18 protein-coding genes are annotated in these 18,164 nt (G+C 48.9%); 11 read left to right on the plus strand and 7 right to left on the minus strand.

The window, feature by feature from the left end; all coding sequences use genetic code 11:
• Positions 1 to 182: 182 nt before the first annotated feature.
• Positions 183 to 377: a hypothetical protein gene (locus OCV29_RS16775; protein WP_073606121.1), complete on the plus strand. Its 195-nt coding sequence runs from the start codon at positions 183 to 185 to the stop codon at positions 375 to 377.
• A 143-nt stretch (positions 378 to 520) separates the two neighbouring features.
• Here OCV29_RS16775 and OCV29_RS16780 read toward each other — a convergent pair whose 3' ends face one another.
• Both OCV29_RS16780 and OCV29_RS16785 read right to left on the minus strand, forming a co-directional pair.
• Positions 521 to 730, minus strand: coding sequence for a SymE family type I addiction module toxin (locus tag OCV29_RS16780; RefSeq protein WP_073606122.1), 210 nt, complete (start codon positions 728 to 730; stop codon positions 521 to 523).
• Positions 731 to 733: 3 nt separating this feature from the next.
• The gene (locus OCV29_RS16785; RefSeq protein WP_073606123.1) at positions 734 to 1,021 is read right to left on the minus strand and encodes a hypothetical protein; all 288 of its coding nucleotides are present in this window, start codon (positions 1,019 to 1,021) and stop codon (positions 734 to 736) included.
• Positions 1,022 to 1,573: 552 nt separating this feature from the next.
• Between OCV29_RS16785 and OCV29_RS16790 the strand changes: the two genes are divergently transcribed.
• From OCV29_RS16790 to OCV29_RS16825, 8 genes are all read left to right on the plus strand, one after another.
• Complete coding sequence (locus OCV29_RS16790; RefSeq protein ID WP_261887341.1) at positions 1,574 to 3,886, plus strand: type VI secretion system Vgr family protein; 2,313 nt, start codon at positions 1,574 to 1,576, stop codon at positions 3,884 to 3,886.
• On the plus strand, positions 3,883 to 4,695 hold the full coding sequence (locus OCV29_RS16795; protein ID WP_261887342.1) for a DUF4123 domain-containing protein: 813 nt from the start codon (positions 3,883 to 3,885) through the stop codon (positions 4,693 to 4,695). The genes OCV29_RS16790 and OCV29_RS16795 overlap by 4 nt, the downstream gene beginning before the upstream one ends.
• Positions 4,692 to 6,782, plus strand: a complete 2,091-nt coding sequence (locus OCV29_RS16800; RefSeq protein ID WP_073606172.1) for a phospholipase effector Tle1 domain-containing protein — start codon at positions 4,692 to 4,694, stop codon at positions 6,780 to 6,782. The genes OCV29_RS16795 and OCV29_RS16800 overlap by 4 nt, the downstream gene beginning before the upstream one ends.
• Positions 6,775 to 7,554, plus strand: coding sequence for a DUF2931 family protein (locus tag OCV29_RS16805; RefSeq protein WP_073606171.1), 780 nt, complete (start codon positions 6,775 to 6,777; stop codon positions 7,552 to 7,554). The genes OCV29_RS16800 and OCV29_RS16805 overlap by 8 nt, the downstream gene beginning before the upstream one ends.
• Before the next feature lie 4 nt (positions 7,555 to 7,558).
• Positions 7,559 to 8,344: a DUF2931 family protein gene (locus OCV29_RS16810; protein ID WP_073606170.1), complete on the plus strand. Its 786-nt coding sequence runs from the start codon at positions 7,559 to 7,561 to the stop codon at positions 8,342 to 8,344.
• 85 nt (positions 8,345 to 8,429) lie between these two features.
• The gene (locus OCV29_RS16815) at positions 8,430 to 9,119 is read left to right on the plus strand and encodes a DUF2931 family protein (RefSeq protein ID WP_245796983.1); all 690 of its coding nucleotides are present in this window, start codon (positions 8,430 to 8,432) and stop codon (positions 9,117 to 9,119) included.
• Positions 9,112 to 9,678 (plus strand): nucleotidyltransferase family protein, encoded by a 567-nt coding sequence (locus tag OCV29_RS16820; RefSeq protein ID WP_073606168.1) that lies wholly within the window; start codon positions 9,112 to 9,114, stop codon positions 9,676 to 9,678. The genes OCV29_RS16815 and OCV29_RS16820 overlap by 8 nt, the downstream gene beginning before the upstream one ends.
• Before the next feature lie 40 nt (positions 9,679 to 9,718).
• Entirely contained in the window at positions 9,719 to 10,225 is a 507-nt protein-coding gene (locus OCV29_RS16825) for a SixA phosphatase family protein (RefSeq protein WP_175561617.1), read from the plus strand.
• Between the two features lie 152 nt (positions 10,226 to 10,377).
• Here OCV29_RS16825 and OCV29_RS16830 read toward each other — a convergent pair whose 3' ends face one another.
• Both OCV29_RS16830 and OCV29_RS16835 read right to left on the minus strand, forming a co-directional pair.
• Positions 10,378 to 11,055, minus strand: coding sequence for a type 1 glutamine amidotransferase domain-containing protein (locus OCV29_RS16830; RefSeq protein WP_073606167.1), 678 nt, complete (start codon positions 11,053 to 11,055; stop codon positions 10,378 to 10,380).
• A gap of 124 nt (positions 11,056 to 11,179) precedes the next feature.
• On the minus strand, positions 11,180 to 12,592 hold the full coding sequence (locus OCV29_RS16835) for a coniferyl aldehyde dehydrogenase (RefSeq protein ID WP_073606166.1): 1,413 nt from the start codon (positions 12,590 to 12,592) through the stop codon (positions 11,180 to 11,182).
• Positions 12,593 to 12,744: 152 nt separating this feature from the next.
• On the opposite strand from OCV29_RS16835, the gene OCV29_RS16840 reads away from it, so the two are divergent.
• On the plus strand, positions 12,745 to 13,656 hold the full coding sequence (locus OCV29_RS16840; RefSeq protein WP_261887343.1) for a LysR family transcriptional regulator: 912 nt from the start codon (positions 12,745 to 12,747) through the stop codon (positions 13,654 to 13,656).
• 203 nt (positions 13,657 to 13,859) lie between these two features.
• Here the strand turns inward: OCV29_RS16840 and OCV29_RS16845 are convergent, their stop codons facing one another.
• Genes OCV29_RS16845 through OCV29_RS16855 form a run of 3 tightly spaced genes read right to left on the minus strand, consistent with a single transcriptional unit; the run spans position 13,860 to position 16,991 of the window.
• Entirely contained in the window at positions 13,860 to 14,765 is a 906-nt protein-coding gene (locus OCV29_RS16845; RefSeq protein ID WP_073604479.1) for a TauD/TfdA family dioxygenase, read from the minus strand.
• A complete protein-coding gene (locus tag OCV29_RS16850) occupies positions 14,752 to 16,317 on the minus strand; it encodes an AMP-binding protein (RefSeq protein ID WP_073604478.1) in 1,566 nt (521 codons plus the stop codon). The genes OCV29_RS16845 and OCV29_RS16850 overlap by 14 nt, the downstream gene beginning before the upstream one ends.
• Positions 16,314 to 16,991 carry a thermostable hemolysin gene (locus OCV29_RS16855; RefSeq protein ID WP_073604477.1) on the minus strand — a complete coding sequence of 226 codons (678 nt, stop codon included), beginning with the start codon at positions 16,989 to 16,991 and terminating at the stop codon, positions 16,314 to 16,316. The genes OCV29_RS16850 and OCV29_RS16855 overlap by 4 nt, the downstream gene beginning before the upstream one ends.
• A gap of 416 nt (positions 16,992 to 17,407) precedes the next feature.
• On the opposite strand from OCV29_RS16855, the gene OCV29_RS16860 reads away from it, so the two are divergent.
• Positions 17,408 to 18,160 (plus strand): AraC family transcriptional regulator, encoded by a 753-nt coding sequence (locus OCV29_RS16860; protein WP_175561557.1) that lies wholly within the window; start codon positions 17,408 to 17,410, stop codon positions 18,158 to 18,160.
• Positions 18,161 to 18,164 lie beyond the last annotated feature (4 nt).

Consider the following 18,164-nt stretch of genomic DNA (forward strand, 5'->3'; position numbering starts at 1 on the left):
TTCATACGGTTTAAACAAGAAATTCGTGAGGCCAAACTTCAAAACTTTCAACTTGATCAATCCGTCTAGAATCAAGCCAATCATGACCAACCTCACACAACCTCATACTTTTTCCATACTTCTGCGCGGATAAAATCCATTAACCTGACCGGGTTTTCAACACCTGCGACAGGGACATCACTATGTTCGAAACCATCCCTTATGATCCGGAACTGGCCCAAAAAGCCCGTGAATTGCTGCTGGAATTTCAGGAAAAGATGAGAGAAAAAGATATGAATACAAACCAAATGTATCAGTTTCAGTGTTATATGAATAACCTGATCACCGCCCATTCCATTCAGGCCAAAGCACTGGAAGAATCTGTCTCCGGGCTGTGACAGGCCGTGCTACCGGCGGCGGTTATGGTTGAAGGGCTCGGGAATACTTAAAAAGGAGCAAAGGCTTAAAAACCAGAGGCTTAAAAAACAGGAACTTGAAAAACCGTCACTAAAAACCAGAGCAGCCTCTGGTTTTTACAGGGTTACTTTTTGTCCTGCACCTCAATCAGCATCTGCCGTTCACTTACCGTCACCCGCAAGGCCTGCTTCACTTCAAAACCGAACTGTTTCAGCCAGCCGCCGGTCACCTGAATCATCGGAATGGCATCCGTGTTGTCTGTGCCGTCATGCGACTGCACCCGGCCTGCATGTGTATGGCACAGGCTTTCTGCGTTTCTGTTTATCATCGTCATGCCTTATATCTCCTGCTCATGGCCCAGATATTGCCGCTCAGACACCGTAATTAAATCATGGATAAATGCCAGTACCTGCCATAAATCACGGTAGTTGGTTTGTGGTTGGCCAGCCAGCACAGCCTGCATCAGCATCAGGTACTCACGGGCTTTCAGGTGAATGTTGAAATCACTGGTCTGAATATCGGGTGTTCGGATGTTCATCAGGCACTGTTCAAGGCGTGAAGCAGGTTTGGCTTTACCGTATCGCCTGAGTTGTACTGAGTTCGGAAGGTGTTTTGATTTAGACATGATCTAATCCTGTTGCTATATGAGATTAAATCACCAAACAAAGGTTCCTACACTTCGGGTGGTGAACTGGACAGGGTTAGGAACTACCGCTCAACAGGACACGGCGCGCCGAAGCGCCCCTGCCAGCTCACCAAAATTCAGGTATGCAAAGGCTGCGCATAAAACAACCAGCATCAGCAAGTGTTTTATGCGCCTGTTGATTTTACGGGGTTCCTACGCCCGTGCACCAGATTTTGCCGGTGCGAAAGTAGAGTAATGGGAACAACAGGGTTATTCAAGCGGGAAAAGTATGGAAAAAGTATGAGATAGTGTGATCTGAATGGCATTTCGCAAAAGAGATTTATCAAGTACTTATTTAAATATTTTCAAGTCGTCACTGAGAGGCACAAACCTAAACCGTTAACTCCCTTCCACTTTTCCTAATAAGCAAAGAGAACAATATAAGATCGGGTGAATACTCATCTCAAATGCGTATAATCTCAATTCGCCTTTATACCTAAGTTACCTCAGAGTGCAGATAACTTAGGTATAAGTACAACAAAGGTAATGCTTATGTCTGGGTTAGGTTTTCGTCTTACCATCGACGGGGTGGAAGATGACACGCTGGTTGTGCGTGATTTTCAGGGCTGCGATGCCATCTCCGCCGGGACGGACGGGCTGGGCAGCCCGGTTTACGGCTATCGTTATCAGATTAATTTTGCCAGTCGCAGCGCGGGGCTGACGGCAGAGCAAATCGTCGATCATACTGCCCTGCTGGAAGTGATCCGTGATGGCTTCGTGCTCCAGTGGGTGCACGGCATTGTGCGCAATTTCAGCCGCGGCGACACCGGCCATCATCACTCTTTCTATTCCCTGACGCTGGTGCCGTCGCTGGAGCGCCTGGCACTGCGCCGCAACAGCCGCAGTTTTCAGGATTTAACCGTGCCGGAAATCCTCTCCATCCTGATGAAAGAGATGGAAATCAACGACTATATCGACGGCATCAAACGCACCTGCGCCAAGCGGGAATTCTGCGTGCAGTATCGCGAAACCGATCTGGAATTCTTCCACCGGCTGGCGGCTGAAGAAGGGATCATGTATGCCTTTATTCACCAGAAAGACAAACATATTCTGCTGCTGACTGATGATCCGGAAGGCTTCCCGACCCGTGATGAGCCGGTGCTGTATAACAACCTTTCCGGTGGCGTGAGCGACTTACCTTATATTTCTTCACTGTCCGAGCATTATCAGTCGCAGTCGAACAAAATTCAGATGCAGGATTACAGCCTCAAAAAGCCCGGCTACAGCTTTCAGCAGAGCGCAGAAGCGGTGAATATCAACCAGCTGGAAACCTATGAATACTTCGACCATCCCGGCCGGTTTAAAGACGATGGCAATGGCAAAGCCTTTACCCAAATCCGCCTTGATGCGCTGCGCCGGGAATATCACACCGCGACCGGTAAAAGTGACCAGCCTCGTTTGCAGGCCGGGCTGCATTTTTATGTCGGCGACCACTTTGACCCGGCGATGAACCGCGACTGGATTGTGGTGGCATCCAGCCATCAGGGCAGTCAGCCACAGGCACTGGAAGAAGGCAGCAGCGCCGGGGCAACCACCTATTCCAACCAGTTTAAACTCATCCCCGGTGATAAAGTCTGGCGCGCGATGCCTGAGCCTGCCCCGCAGGTCGACGGCCCGTGTATTGCCACCGTGGTCGGCCCGGACGGCGAAGAGATTTACTGTGATGAATTTGGCCGGGTGAAGCTGCATTTCCCGTGGGACAGATACAGCAACACCGACGATAAAAGCTCGTGCTGGATCCGTGTCTCGCAAGGCTGGGCGGGGCCGCAATACGGCACCGTGATGATCCCGCGGGTGGGTCATGAAGTGGTGGTGTCTTTTCTCAACGGCGACCCCGATCAGCCGATCGTGACCGGCAGAACCTATCATGCCAGCAACAAAGCGCCGTATGCGTTGCCGGATAATAAGACCAAAACCGTGCTGCGCACCGAAACCCATCAGGGCGAAGGCTACAACGAGCTGAGTTTTGAAGATCAGTCCGGCAGCGAGCAGATCTTTATCCACGGGCAGAAAGATGCCGATCTCATTACTGAGAATGATGAGATTCATCATGTGAAACACGACCGGCACCTGACGATTGAAAACAACCGCTGGACGCACATTAAAAAAGACAGTCATCTGACGGTGGAAGAAGAAACCCGGGAGAAAATCACCGGTAATCAGAGTCTGGTGATTGATGGCGAAATGCATATCAAGGCCGGAAAAGTGTGGGTGAATGAAACCGGCACAGAAGTGCACATCAAAGCCGGTGAAACCGTGGTGCTGGAAGCCGGAAATGAGCTGACCCTGAAAGCCGGTGGCAGCTTTGTGAAAGTCGATCCGGGCGGTGTGTCGCTCAAAGGCGCGAAAGTCGGCCTGAACTCCGGCGGCAGCGCTGGCAGTGGCAGCGGTTATGCCGGAGAAGAGGCCGAGCTGCCTAATGAGCTTGAATACATCAAAGGCCCGAAAAGCGCCAAAGGTGGCGGCGGTGGCGGTACCGACCCAAGTGGCTCCGGCGGCGGCAGTGCCGGAACCGGAGCAATTGAACAGACCAACGGCGGCGGAGGCGGCGGCGCTGGAGGAGGTGGCGGCGGTGGTTCGTCATCCGGTGGCGGCGCGTCTGGTGGGTCTGCTGCGGGTGGATCGTCTTCTTCTGCTTCTGCGGGTGGCAGTGCGGCCTCAGCTGTTGCGGCAGCAGCAGGTGCGGCGGCTTCCACGGTGGCTGAAAATGTGCCGAAAATCACCAAACAGGCCCTCAAACATGCGGAAGAAAAACATGCGGCAGCAGTCAAACCCTGCCCTTACGCCAACGGAGGTGATGCATGAGTCAACCCATTCACCTCTGGCTGGCCGAACCCGCTTCATCCCGCTACTGGCTCACAGGGTATCTGCCATTTGAGCAGGCACAGCAACATGCTGCAACCCATGAAACACTTCAGGCGGCACTGGCTGATACCGGCGTTTTATTCTCCGGTCCGGCCTTTGCACAGGTGATGGCGATGTCGCCCCGGCTGGTCCGGGCTGAGACCGCCTGCCAGCTTCCGGCTGAGATCCTCAGTCAGGGCATTGGCCTTGAAAGTCAGGCGGACTATGCCGGTATGCTGGCACATCTGCGCAGCCTGCTGATGGCTGCCATGGATGGTGAGGAAGTGCTGTTTCGGTTTTATGACCCGCAGGTGCTCTTGCCGATGCTGGCAACCATGGCACAGGATGAAGTGGACTTACTGCTGGGCAATTTGTCTTGCTTGTGCGGCATCGCAGACAAGGCACCAATCCGTTATCACCGCAGCGAACAGGCTGCTTTTACCCCGCAATCCGCCACCTGGTGGAAAATTCAGCCTCATCATTTAAAACCGGTGTACAAAACAGATGTGCACGCCCGTTCGCTGGAGCGTTACTGGTGGGAGAAAATCCCCGCCACCATGAATCAGCCCGATGACCCGTATGCCCTGATCCTGAGTGCGCTGGAACAGGCGCAACAGCTGAATTACAGCGATACACAAGCGGAACTGCTGGCATTAAGCACGCTGGCGCGGGAAACCGACACCCCGGCAGAGCAACTGGCCGATGTGTTTTATTTCACCGCGGATGAACGCAATACCCTGTACAGAATCAATAAGGAGAATCAGGCATGAGTGCAACCGGCGCAGGCAGTCACTGCACGACGTGTGAAAAATACGACCACTGGATTGAGCTGGTGGTGGTGGATGAGCACAACCAGAGCTTTGACACAGTCAAAGGCACGCTGACCGATGGCAGCGGCAAAAAACACGATATCGAAATCAGCGATCAGCCACTGTTGGTGGAAGGGTTAGCACCGGGGCGGATAACACTCAGCTTGCAGAAAAAACCATGGCTGAAACAGGCGCAGGCGCGCACCCCCAATCAGGCAGACGATGACCCGGTGCAGCAGTGGCTGGATGAGAACCCGACCGGTCATGAGGCAAGCGAACGTCAGCTGCAGAACGCCACCATGGGTGATTTGGTCTCCAAAGGGAAAACCCAGAAAACCCTGCCGGAACGTCACCGGGCAGGTCAGGCAGGCGCACTCAAACTAGCCACGGATAACAGTTATGTGGTGAAAATACAGGGCGCGAATTACATCACCCTGCGGCTGGGCATGTTTTTTGATGGTACGGCGAATAATACTTATAGTGCCAACTGGGGAAAGAAAAAACTGGACGCCTACGCCGGGACCTGGCGCGGTTATTACCTCGCCAATCAAGACAAGCCTTTCAAAGACTGGCCAGCGGAAAGCCTGGAATTTCCTAATGATGACGATTTTCACTGGTTCTGGCAAAAAGATGAAGATGTGGAAAGCAGCGCTGCCAATGAGTGGACTAATGTACAGAAACTTTATGATTTATACATGGAAAAAGCTTTTAACGATGACAATTCTGTTTTCTATCATAAAGAATATATTACCGGTATCGGTACAGGTAATAGTACAGAAATAGCCAAAGCTGATGAATCCACACTAGGTCAGGGATTAGGTACCGGGGATTATGGCGTCACCGCCAAAGTCTCTACAGGGATAAAACAGTTATGTGAACAAATACCTGACTTATTCAAGTTTATTAAAGAACGTTCTCCTGAACTAGTTGATGGAATTACTAAATTCGAATTTGATGCCTTTGGTTTTAGCCGGGGAGCGGCAGCAGCCCGCCATTTTATTCATACCGTCCTCGACGGGAAAAAAAGTCAGTTTGCTAAAAAGCTGCGTAAAACCTGTCAAAAAGAGCAGATTTTTCTCACCCCGGTGTTTGACTGGAAAAACAATGAGCAGTGTGAAGTCACCTTTGCCGGAATTTTTGATACTGTCGCGGCCATTGCCCAGATGAACCACTTCGACTTTACCCCCCATAATACCCGGAACGGAAAGGTGCGCCTGTGGCTGGACCCGAAACGGGTGAAACATGCGGTCCACCTGACTGCCTCTTCACAAACAGAGTACCGCTATAACTTCTGCCTGAACCGGTTTAATCCGGCAAAGAATTTTCATGAACTGTCGCTGCCCGGTGCCCATTCGGATATTGGTGGCGGTTATTTTTCACGCCAGTCCTTCGAGCCGGATTTTTTACTGCCGCTGTTTGAACATAAGCAGATCGCACAAAAAACCCAAATCATCGATGATGACTGGTTCTCTGAACGCGAATATCAGCGTGTGAAGGCAAAGCTGACCGAAAAACTGCAAAAAACTTACCAGATGGAGGCAGAAGCCGGCTGGAATATGGCCGATTATCAGATCCGGTTTAAAAAACAGAAGCGCAAACGGGGCAACAGTGATCGCCGTACCGAGTGGAAAATTACCGGCGAATTATATATTCAGCGGATTGTCGAAGGGGATTTATCACGACTGTATCTGCGGGTGATGTATGGACTGGCTGAGTTTTATGGTGTACCAGTTTCGGACATTAACGAAAATAACTACCCGGTCTGGACAGATCCAGATGAGCTATATTATACCGTACCTGATACCCTGTTAAATTCAGTAACAAAAGAGAAATATCCCTACGGAAAACTATGTCAGGAGATACTTCAAATGGCAAAAAGTGGTGATATGAATACATTAAGTAATTCGTTGTCGCATCAAAGTTTTCAACAGAAAATGATGCAGCTTAATTTGATTCATCATTCATCGTCAACCGGGATCGCTAATCCACCCAATCTCAAACATGGACATTATGAACGTGAAGTTTTTGCCTGCAATAAAAATGATTAAATTTGGCCTTGGTTGTATTTTTACATTGGTATCAGTGTTTGGCTGTGCCTCATCGCCCCCGAAAGATATGCCCGCATGGAAAATTACCATAGCGACTCCCAGCTTTTATAACGTTCGGGTGACAGGAGCATATGGTGTCAATGAGGCCGAAGACTGGACAGTCTTAGTCCATAACTTCACCCAATTATCATGGAGAAATGGCATAGAAAAAACAAAAAAATGGCTATCAAATAATAGTTATGACGGTTTTGGAATACCTTTAAATCCACTGGTCAATATCACCAGCAGACAAATTGGCAGTGGCACCAAGGTATTACCCAGCAGTATCTATGTTTACTGGGTTTCTTATGTCAATCAACCTAAATTCTATGTGACCAGATATGATGTACCAGAAAAGGTACGCAAATATATCCAAACTAAAGATTTTTATACAAGCCGGGATGGTAAAAAACAGTCTTGCTACAAAACAGATTTTGTTTTTGGCTTATTACCCAATGGCCACGCAAAAGTCTGGTTAGCCGGATGTATGACTTATACTTATGTTACTGAACTACCACCAGCACTGGAACCGGAACGAGATTATAATGGCTTCACTTTGGATCATTATCGAAATCCGAAAAGTGGTACTAAAAGAACCGTCATTGATCGGGCCAAAAAAGCCGGAGTCACCATCGACCCAATCCCATGGGATAAAGTCAATCAAATCTACTGGAACAATAAAACTGATAAAGTCGATTCAATTGAAGATTATCTGCCAAAGGCGGAGCAATAAATCCATGCAACCAATCTGTCGCAGCCTTATCAAGATGTTGTCTGTCGTAATAATTGGTGGCTGCGCCTCTTCGCCCCCGAAAGATATGCCTGTATGGGAAATTACCATAGCGACTCCCAGCTTTTATTCTGTTGGTGTTATAGAAGCTTATGGTGTCAATGAGAAAGAAGACTGGACGGTACTAGTTCATAGCTTTATGCAAATTTCCTGGAGAAATGGGATTGATAGAGCGAAAGAGTGGCTGTCAAATAATAGTTATGACGGTTTTGGAATACCTTTAAATCCACTGGTCAATATCACCAGCAGACAAATTGGCAGTGGCACCAAGGTGCTACCCGAGAGTATCTATATCTTTTGGATCTCTTATATCCATCAGCCTAAGTTCTATGTCACCAAATATGATGTACCGGAAAAAGTGCGCCAGTTTATCCAGACCAGACGGACCTATATTCGGCGGGATGGTGTAAAACGTCCATGTTATAAAACAGATTTTGTGTTTGGTTTATTGCCCAATGGCCACGCAAAAGTCTGGCTGGAGGGCTGCGCTACCTATACATATGTTACAGAGCTACCACCAGCACTGGAACCGGAACGAGATTATAATGGCTTCACTTTGGATCATTATCGAAATCCGAAAAGTGGTACTAAAAGAACCGTCATTGATCGGGCCAAAAAAGCCGGAGTCACCATCGACCCAATCCCATGGGATAAAGTCAATCAAGTCTACTGGAACAAAAAACGGTATAAAGTCGATTCAATTGAAGATTATCAGCCAAAGGCGGAGCAATAAATCCATGCAACCAACCTGTCGCAGCCTTATCAAGATGTTGTCTGTCGTAATAATTGGTGGCTGCGCCTCGTCGCCCCCGGAGGATATGCCCGCATGGAAAATTACCATTGCCAGTCCCAGCTTTTATTCAGTTGGCATCACTGAGGCTTATGGAGTCAATGAAGCTAAAGACTGGACGGTATTTGTCCATAACTTTACTCAACTGTCGTGGAGAAATGGGATAGATAAAGCAACAAAATGGCTACCCGATGCTGACTATGATGGCTTTGGTATCCCATTACACTCTTTTGTCAATCTATCAAGTCGACAAATTGGTAGTGGAACTAAGGAGCTGCCCGACAGTATCTATATTTACTGGATCTCTTATATCCATCAGCCTAAGTTCTATGTCAACAAATATGATGTACCGGAAAAAGTACGTCAGGTTATTCAGACCAGGCGGTCTTTTGTTCGTCCCGATGGGGTAAAGCGTCCGTGCTATAAAACAAATTTTGTGTTTGGTCTATTACCCAATGGCCACGCAAAAGTCTGGCTGGAGGGATGTGCCACTTATACCTATGTCACTGAACTCCCACCAATCTTAACACCGGCTAAAGACTCCAGTGGTTTTGGCCCGGGACGTTATTCCGGTGGTGATGCATCTTTAAAAAAACGGGCGGAAAAAGCAGGTGTCACAACCCCGCTGTATCCAATCCCATGGGATAAAGTCAATCAAGTCTACTGGAACAAAAAACGGTACAAAGTCGATTCAATTGAAGATTATCTGCATGAATAAAACAGATCAGCAGCGAACACGGCAAATCACAACATGGCTCAAGCAGGATATGCTGCGGATGAAAGCACTTGAGTGCGTTCGCTTACTGGGGTTACCAGACTGCTATATTGCCGCCGGTTTTCTGCGTAATCTGGTCTGGGACCACCAGCATGACAAGCCCAATGCGACACCGCTTAATGATGTGGATGTGATCTACTTTGATAAGAAGGAACCGCAGCCAGCGCGCTATCTGCACTATGAACAGCTGCTGAAAGCCATGCTGCCACAGGTGCAATGGCAGGTGCGTAATCAGGCCCGGATGCATGTAAGAAATGGAGACGCCCCCTACCACAGCTCACTCGATGCGATGCGTTACTGGCCGGAGAAAGAAACAGCCGTCGCGGTCCGCTTGCTTGATGATGGTTCGCTCGACTATCTTGCCGCCTTTGACTTTAACAGCTTGTTTGCCGGGAAAGTCACACATAACCCCCGGCGTGACTACGCGATTTTTGTACAGCGGGTGAACACCAAAGGCTGGCTGAACCAATGGCCAAAACTTCGGCTGTTCAGCCTCCGCTAAGCTATATTCAAAGTATCACCGGCTCATCCTCTGTCACCCCATGAAACATATCAAAACAATTCATCTGATTCGTCATGCCAAATCCAGCTGGAAAGATGAGTCGCTGGCCGATATCAAACGGCCGTTGAACAAACGCGGCTTGCGCACGGCGCCTGTGATGGCAAAAGTTATCTGTCAGGCCGGATGCGACTTTCAGGCAGTTTTTTGCAGCCCGGCAGTCAGAGCACAAGCAACCATTCAACTGATGCATCAGTCACTGCCTGAACTTGATTTTCACTGGGAAACCATCGCGGATTTGTATACGTTTGACAGCCGCGATCTGCTGGCATGGTGCCGTTCGATGGATGACTCGCTGAATGAGATTGTCATCGTCGGCCATAACCCGGCCCTGACGGATTTATGTGAAATGCTGAGTGGTTGTGAAATCAAGCATATTCCGACGTGTGGTTATGTAAAACTGGTTTCCGCATCGCCGCTCAAATGGCATCAGATTGTGGGAAAAAGCTTTCACATGGCCGCATTTTTAAAACCAAATCAATTCATGTAAAACCAAAGCAGCTCATGTATAACCAAAATAGCTCATGTATAACCAAAATAGCTCAGCCCGACGAAATGACATCAGCGATCTGAGGATAAGTAGCCGGATAAAAAAATACCCCGCCAAAGCGAGGTATCTGAATATGTACAAGCTGAAAATGATCAGGCCAGTTGTGCCAGTAATGCTTTTGCCACACCTTCAGAGCTGGCCGGGTTTTGTCCGGTCACCAGCTTGCCGTCTTCGACAATGTAGGGTGCCCAGTCAGCGCCTTTTTCATACAGCCCGCCCAGACGAATGAATTCATCTTCAATCAGGAATGGCACCACGTCAGTCAGCTCAACACCGGCTTCTTCACTGTTGGTAAAGCCGGTCACTTTTCGGCCTTTGATCAACGGTTCACCGTTAGCCGCTTTGACATGGCGCAATACACCGGAAGCGTGGCAGACAAAACCAATCGGCTTGCCAGCGCGTTCGAATGACTCAATCAGGCTGATAGATTTTTCAGATTCAGCCAGATCCCACAATGGCCCGTGACCACCCGGATAAAAGACGGTATCAAACTCATCGTGATTGATTGTTTCAAGCTTGACGGTATTGGCCAGCGCTTCCTGTGCAACCGGGTCCGCTTTGAAGCGATGTGTCAGCTCAGTCTGGAAATCTTCTAAATCACTTTTCGGATCCAGCGGTGGCTGACCACCCAGTGGAGAAGCTAATACAATCTCTGCGCCTGCATCTTTGAAAATGTAATAAGGGGCCGCAAATTCTTCCAGCCAGAAGCCGGTTTTTCCACCTGTGTTGCCCAGTTCGCTGTGAGAGGTGATTACCATTAATACTTTCATTGCTTTCTCCTGTTACCGTGAAGTTCACGGTCATCTGATTGAGTTGTTGCTGCACGACCCCTTTGCTTTGATGGCGCTCTGAATCCTGCATCTTGAGGTCACTTGGGTATATTGTTTATCTGTGTTATTTCAGCATCTCTGTCAGCATTTCCTGCTTTTGCTGATAAGGTGCCTGAAGCCGCTGACTCAGTTCGCTGTTCCGGCTTTGGACCACAACCGGTTTCGCATGGGAGAACCGGCGGAAACCGTGAATCCCGTGGTACGCACCGATACCGGAAGCTCCGACCCCGCCAAATGGCAGGCTATCAATGGTGGCATGGCTCATGATGTCATTGACCACCAGCGCCCCGGAAGTTGTCCGGCTGGCAAAGGCCTGCTGTTTTGCTTCCTCTTCGCCAAAATAGTAAGCCGCCAGTGGCCTTGGGTGTGCGTTAATATAATCAATCGCCTCACCGGTACTCTGGCAGGTCATCACCGGCAACAGCGGACCAAAAATTTCTTCCTGCATGATCTGCATGTCGTCGGTCACATTCAGCACCAGATGCGGGGCGATTTTCCGGCTGAGCTCATCAAAATCAGGCTCACCTTCCGGCGCCAGGCTGATAATTTCAGCCCCTTTTTGTCTGGCATCTTCCAGTAACGAGATCAGACGCTGATAATGGCGCGGTGAAACAATCGAAGTATAGTCTTCATTGTCTTGCAGTTGCGGGAAACTTTGTGCCATAAATGCTTTGGATGCGGTCACAAAGTCCGCGACCTTCGCCTGTGGCATCAGCATGTAATCCGGTGACAGGCAAATTTGCCCGACATTAAATGTTTTCACCGTCAGTGTGCGCTCTGCAACATGCGTTGCGTCGGCACTATCGTCCACCACAACCGGAGATTTCCCCCCGAGCTCCAGTGTCACCGGCACCAGATTCTCTGCCGCTGCCCGCATAACATGGCGGCCAACGCTGGTACTGCCGGTAAAAATCAGGTGATCAAATGGCAGTGTACTGAATGCCTGCGCCGTATCGGCTTCTCCCAGCACCACGGTCAGTTCTTCCGGATCAAAATAACGGGCGACTAGCTCAGCCAGTAATGATGACGTTGCCGGGGTAAGTTCTGACGGCTTGAGCATCGCAGTATTGCCTGCGGCAAATACGCCCGCTAAAGGTCCAAAAGATAAATTCACCGGAAAATTCCACGGACTGATAATGCCAACCACGCCCAGAGGCTGAGACTGAATCCAGGCCTGGGTTGTACTATCCGGCGTTTCTGCCTGTTCCGGCTGCATCCACTGTTCCAGATGGTCTGCTGCATGTTTTAAAGCGTTGATTGTTGTTGCGACATCCGCCACTAAAGACTGATAAATACTGCGGTGACCGAAGTCAGCACGCATCGCCTGCGTCAGTAACTGATGATTTTCCTGAATCAGGCGGATACTGCGCATCAGTCGATCGCGACGGAGTTCGGCACTGGCAGGGCCTGCCGCCAGTTGTGCCCGTTTCATACGGTTCAGGATAGCGTTCATATCATCAAGAGATTGTGCGGTCATGGCTGTCTTCCTTTGGCTTTTACTGATTTTTCAGCGTGACGTTATCGATTATTTCACTCGCTGTTTGCGTTGAAATCATCATACGACTGATTGCAGTGCAGAGGCTAACAATGCTATTTTACCGGGGGTATAAATATATTTATGGGCTTATCATGTCACTGGTTCGTTTACGTACATTTATTGAAGTTTACCGGCAAGGTTCTATCAGCGGCGCAGCGCGGTCACTCAATCTGACTCAGCCTGCGGTGTCACAGCATATTGCCGGGCTGGAAGTCGCCATTGGCCGGAATTTATTTGAACGCCAGCCGGATGGCGTGAAGCCGACATCAACCGCCGACGATCTGGCAGCTGACATCGGTGATAAGCTGGACAGTGCCGAAGCCGCACTCGCCTCGGCACGGGCCAGATCAATGGATGTCGCCGGTGCCTTACAGATTATCGGCCACGCCGATTTTATGGCAGAAGTGCTGGCGAAAGAGCTGACGCCATTGCTGGAAGACGGAATCCGGGTGCGCATGCATACCGGCGACGGTCCGATGGTCAATCAGATGTTACTGGAAGGCCACTGCGATCTGGGGATTTCAGCCCATCCGGTGACCGACAGCCGGCTGAAAAGCGAGTTAATTCTGACGGATAAAGTACTGGCCGTTGCCGCACCATCAGTGGCTGAACGGCTGAATCAGTCCGGCGATTTACTGACCGCAATGACCCGGGAACCTCTGGTTGCTTACAATCTTGAACTCTCGCTCATTGATAACTGGCTGGCGAAGAATAAGCTGTCTGCCACACAGGTCATTCCATCCGTCGTTGCGCAGGACATGCGGGCATTAAGAAGCGTGCTGATTCAGGGATTTGGCTGGTCAGTGTTGCCACACTATCTCTGTCAGTCGCAGATTGATACCGGTGAACTCGCCATCATCCACCCACCGACAGGCGACACTGAGATTCACTATTATCTGATCTGGCCCCCCAGTGCATTGCGTCAGGTTCGGGTGGCTCATGCCAGGCAAATCTTACTACGGCATATACGGCACCATGAAATACAGACCGCTCTACCCAAGTGACCTCAGGATGCATGTTCAGCGGGAATTGATGGGTTGCCAGAGTAAAAAATAGCCTCCGGCAGGAACGGCGATGAAAGATAAACACGCTCCAGGAAAGACTGATTCAGCCGGATCTGACCCGTTGAATCCAGGTCAGACCGGCATGCCAGTATCATCTACTCTTGATCAAAGATAAAAACGTTAATCAGAGATAAGAACGTGGCTCAGAGATAAGAAAGTGCATTAAAGATCGTGCGGTTTTTATCTTCTATTTTGCGTCTGCCATGCATCACGCGGGTATTATCAATCATCACAATATCGCCTTCCTGCCAGTTAACCTCGTACGTAAACGTCTCGCACAGCTGTTCCATTTGCGCCAGCAGCGCTTCAGGAATCGATGTCCCATCAGTAAAGGTAATCACCGGCTTTTCGTAATGAGTCGATGGCCCGAAAATACTATTGGCGAAATTGTATTTTTCATCGGCATTGACATGGCTCTTCCGGATAGCCGGGGTACGAAAGCTGTACTGAATGGAGTGATCCTCATTCAAACGAATCTCTGATGATCCGGACTGCTCTGTCAACCGGAGCAGATGATCCAGTTGTATCTCTTCAATACAGGACGGCGCATCCGCTTGTCCGGCTAATGCGTGAAACGCAAAGCGCTGCCACTTTTGCTCTTCCACCTGACGTGTATAAACAATGTCTTGCTCAAGAAATATGGCTTTCTGTGCATCACTCATGTGGTCATACACCTGTTTTCCGTCACACACGGTTGTCTGAGAGCCATAAGCAGGCGCATCCTGACAATAAAACCAGCATAAGTCCGGCCAGAAAGGGCTGTTCCCGTTTTCACAATGCAGACCAATTTTGTCATACCCGGCATCCACTTTCTGCGCCGTATCGCCATCGAAAGTCCGGGCCGGGTCCAGGCTGATCCGGCTGCTTGTCTGCCGTACCAGTTCTGAAAAACAGCTGATACTGTGCTCAAAATCTCTGAGAACGATGTATCCATGCGCTGCAAGTTTCTCAAGCAAATAACCTGGCTCAGGCAAAGATGTTTTATCTGTATCAAGTGGCTTGATCACCAGCCCTGTTTTCTGATGATGATAAGATTCAGCAAACTGCATTCTGTGCTCCCTTGTATGTTGACATAAATTCAGCGATTACTTTGCGACGGGGACGACCGGTCACCGTAAATAAACGGCGAACCACTGACTCACTATGAGGAATAAATAAAGGATTGCGGATATGTTCAATCTGATTGAGATGCTGCACAGCATAATCCTGTACAGACTGTCTGAGTTTGCCGGGATCGGCCTGTGGGTCAACAATGAAAATACCCTGAAGGAACTGGTCCTGGTCACCGTAGACAATCACATTGAAGATTCCGGGTAAAGTCTGATAAGCCGACTCCAGCCACTCCGGAGAAATATTGCGGCCATTGGCGGTAATAATCATGGTTTTCTTTCTGCCGGTCACAGAGATATACCCCTCTTGATCCTGACTCGCCAGATCACCGGTATGCAGCCAGCCATCATCATCAAGATCACAACAGCTTGGATCGTTCTGATTCGCATACCCGGCAAATAATGAGCTGCTGCGAATGCAAAGCTCTCCATCACCGGCAATCCTGACCTCAACATGCCTGAGTGGTTTCCCCACGGTGCCAATACGATTCGCGCCCCGGTGATTCCAGGTCGCTACAGAGCTGTTTTCACTCAGTCCATATCCCTGATAAACCGGAATGCCGTAACCATCCAGCTCAAGCAGCGTCTCTTTTGTGACCGGGGCTCCACCCGCAGCCAGCAGCGGCACACGTGCACTGCCAAACAGGGCTTGAACCCGTTCATCATGCTGATCATATTGACGCGCTTTTTCTGCCAGCGCATCAACAAGTGCAGGGGTCAGTGTCATGGCTGACGGGGCGGTCTGATGGATTAAATTCAACCGTTGCTCCGCTGTCACGCCGGGATCTCCCAGCGGGGCCATATCCGCAGGAGGCATCAATAAACATCCACCGCTGGTTAACGGCATATAAATGGCCGTTACCTGCTCAATCAGCAGGCTCAAAGGCACCAGATTCAGATAACACTGATAGTCATCCTGATTGACACATGCCCGAAGAGAGCGGACCAACTCATTTAACCCCTCACTGCGAATCCGGACGCCTTTTGGCGTTGATGTGGTCCCCGAGGTATGAATCACTTTGATAACCTGGTCCTGCTGTGCAGGCAGAAATTCAGTCAACGGTTCATCTTTGCGTAACTCACCGGAACAGACACCGACCGCCAGCGTGATTTCTGGTAGTGTCACAGCCTGTTGCCGCCATTGCTCCAGTCTGTCGGCACCTGTTTCATCCGTCAGAATGATCTTGCATGATGACAGTAAAAATGCAGCCTGTTCAGCAGAAAATGCCAACGGCACCGGGACTTCAATCTGATCAGATAACATCAGTGCAATATCAGCAACAACCCACGCCGGGGTATTGCCCATCACGATCCCGATATGGCTTCGGGGCTCAGCATATTCAGACAATTGCCGGGCCAGGTAAGCGGCTTCTGAAATCAGTGTTTCATAACTCAACACCAGCTTTTGACCACATGACTGATCAAGTTGAATCACCGCCGGAGCGTGGGGGGATAATGTCGCTTGTTTCAGAACAGAATAAATAATGTTCATATCGCCACCTGTGTCTCTGACAAATTTGCCTGGTGAATATGCATCAATTCCGGAACCATAAATTTACCGCAATATTTTTCGAAAAGATTTCCGCACTGCTTCAGTAAAATAATGACGGTTTCAGGTGACTGATCGTAATAGGTTCCCCATATTTCTCTTTCATGCTGAGAAAGCTTCTGAGGTGAAGCATCACATAAATAAACATAGGGAATGTCGTAATGATTAAATAATTTCCTCAAATTTCTGGTTGTCGTGCACAGAATGGCTTTATTTCCCATTAACCATGTAATTAAAGGCAGCAGATTAATCAAATCTGCCGCTGCAGAGGGCTTATCGGATGCCAGAGAACCTATTTCCACAATCTGGTTTCTGGCAATCGTTTGTGAGGTTGCCATCCGGATTTTATCTGTTAACGAATCCTCAAGATACCGTTCAGAAAAGAAGGGCTTATCATCAGATCCAAATGAAATTCCGGCACTGGCCAGTATATTTTCGTTTGAGATCCCAAAGCTCGAAACAATGATATCCGGCTTTGGTTTTATTTTGGCCTGATAGTTTTTTAAATAGATATCAGATATATAGTCTTTTGCTTTTTTTGCAGATGAATCACCCGCCCGTACAATTCGGATGTTGATATTATTCAGGCGATGATCTTTAAGAATAAAATTTTTCATTATTATTTTCTCAACTATAAAACTTATTCCAACTGACGTATTTACTTCCTGCGATAAATACGTTACTGGCATTTTTATTAGCCGGGAATGTTTTAACAGGACAAAAAACTGTTGAAAGAAGACATGAGATCGCCGGGAATTATAAGCCAGCTGAATAGACAGATATAACCAGATAACCTGAGGATCTATTTTAAGGTTGCCCGGATGTATAGATAAGTCATCACCTATTGTTATTAATAATTCACAAAATGAATGAATTGGGCCGTATTTTTACCAGAACGGGTCAGTTGACAAAGGATCTGTAGTATATATTATGTACATAATTGATATGAACTTGATATCTATCAATATAAATTAGTATGAATTGTGAAAGTCGTATCAAAATTATCAACTGTTTCACTGAACCGGAGCTTTATGTGCCAATCACCCTGAAGGATCAATCCGACCTTTTCGCCGTCAAACGCGTCATCGACCATCATGTGACCGAGCTCCCTCACCAACACGCTCAGGGGCAGTTGATCTGGATGAAGCAAGGCGTATTATCCGCTCAAACTGATCACCAGCAATGGCTGATTCAGCCTGGAATGCTGATCTGGATTCCTCCTTATGTGACTCATCAGGCGCACTGCAAACACTCAGCCACGCTATGTGTACTGTATTTGCCACCGGATCTGGCTGAAAGATGGCCCGGTGAGGTTCGTCTGATTCAGGCATCCACATTGGCGATTGGCATCATTGATACGTTTCTTCTCCGGGATATTTCCTGCCAAAACAAACAACGTCAGCTGATGACACTGCTGCGGGATGAACTGGAACACACACACTGTGATGCGTATATTCTTCCCCTGCCGGAGGATTCCCGTTTGAAAAAGATCACCGATCAGTTAATTCAGCATCCAGCCATGAGAAAAAGCCTGAGTGAGTGGGGAAGAAAAGTCGGTGCCAGTGAGCGCACATTATCCCGGTTATTTATGAAAGAGACAGGACTGAATTACCGGAGCTGGTGTCATCGTCTCCGTCATAACGCTACATTGGCAGGCCTGCGTGATGGACTCACCAATGATCAGCTGGCAGAACAACTTGGGCTTTCATCCGGAGATTCGTTGAGTCACTGGGTTCAGCGCGCTTTCGGCATGTCACCGGGTGCACTTCGCAAGACACTCGTCTGAAACC

The sequence above is a fragment of the Vibrio aerogenes genome, assembly GCF_024346755.1.
GTDB lineage: Bacteria > Pseudomonadota > Gammaproteobacteria > Enterobacterales > Vibrionaceae > Vibrio > Vibrio aerogenes.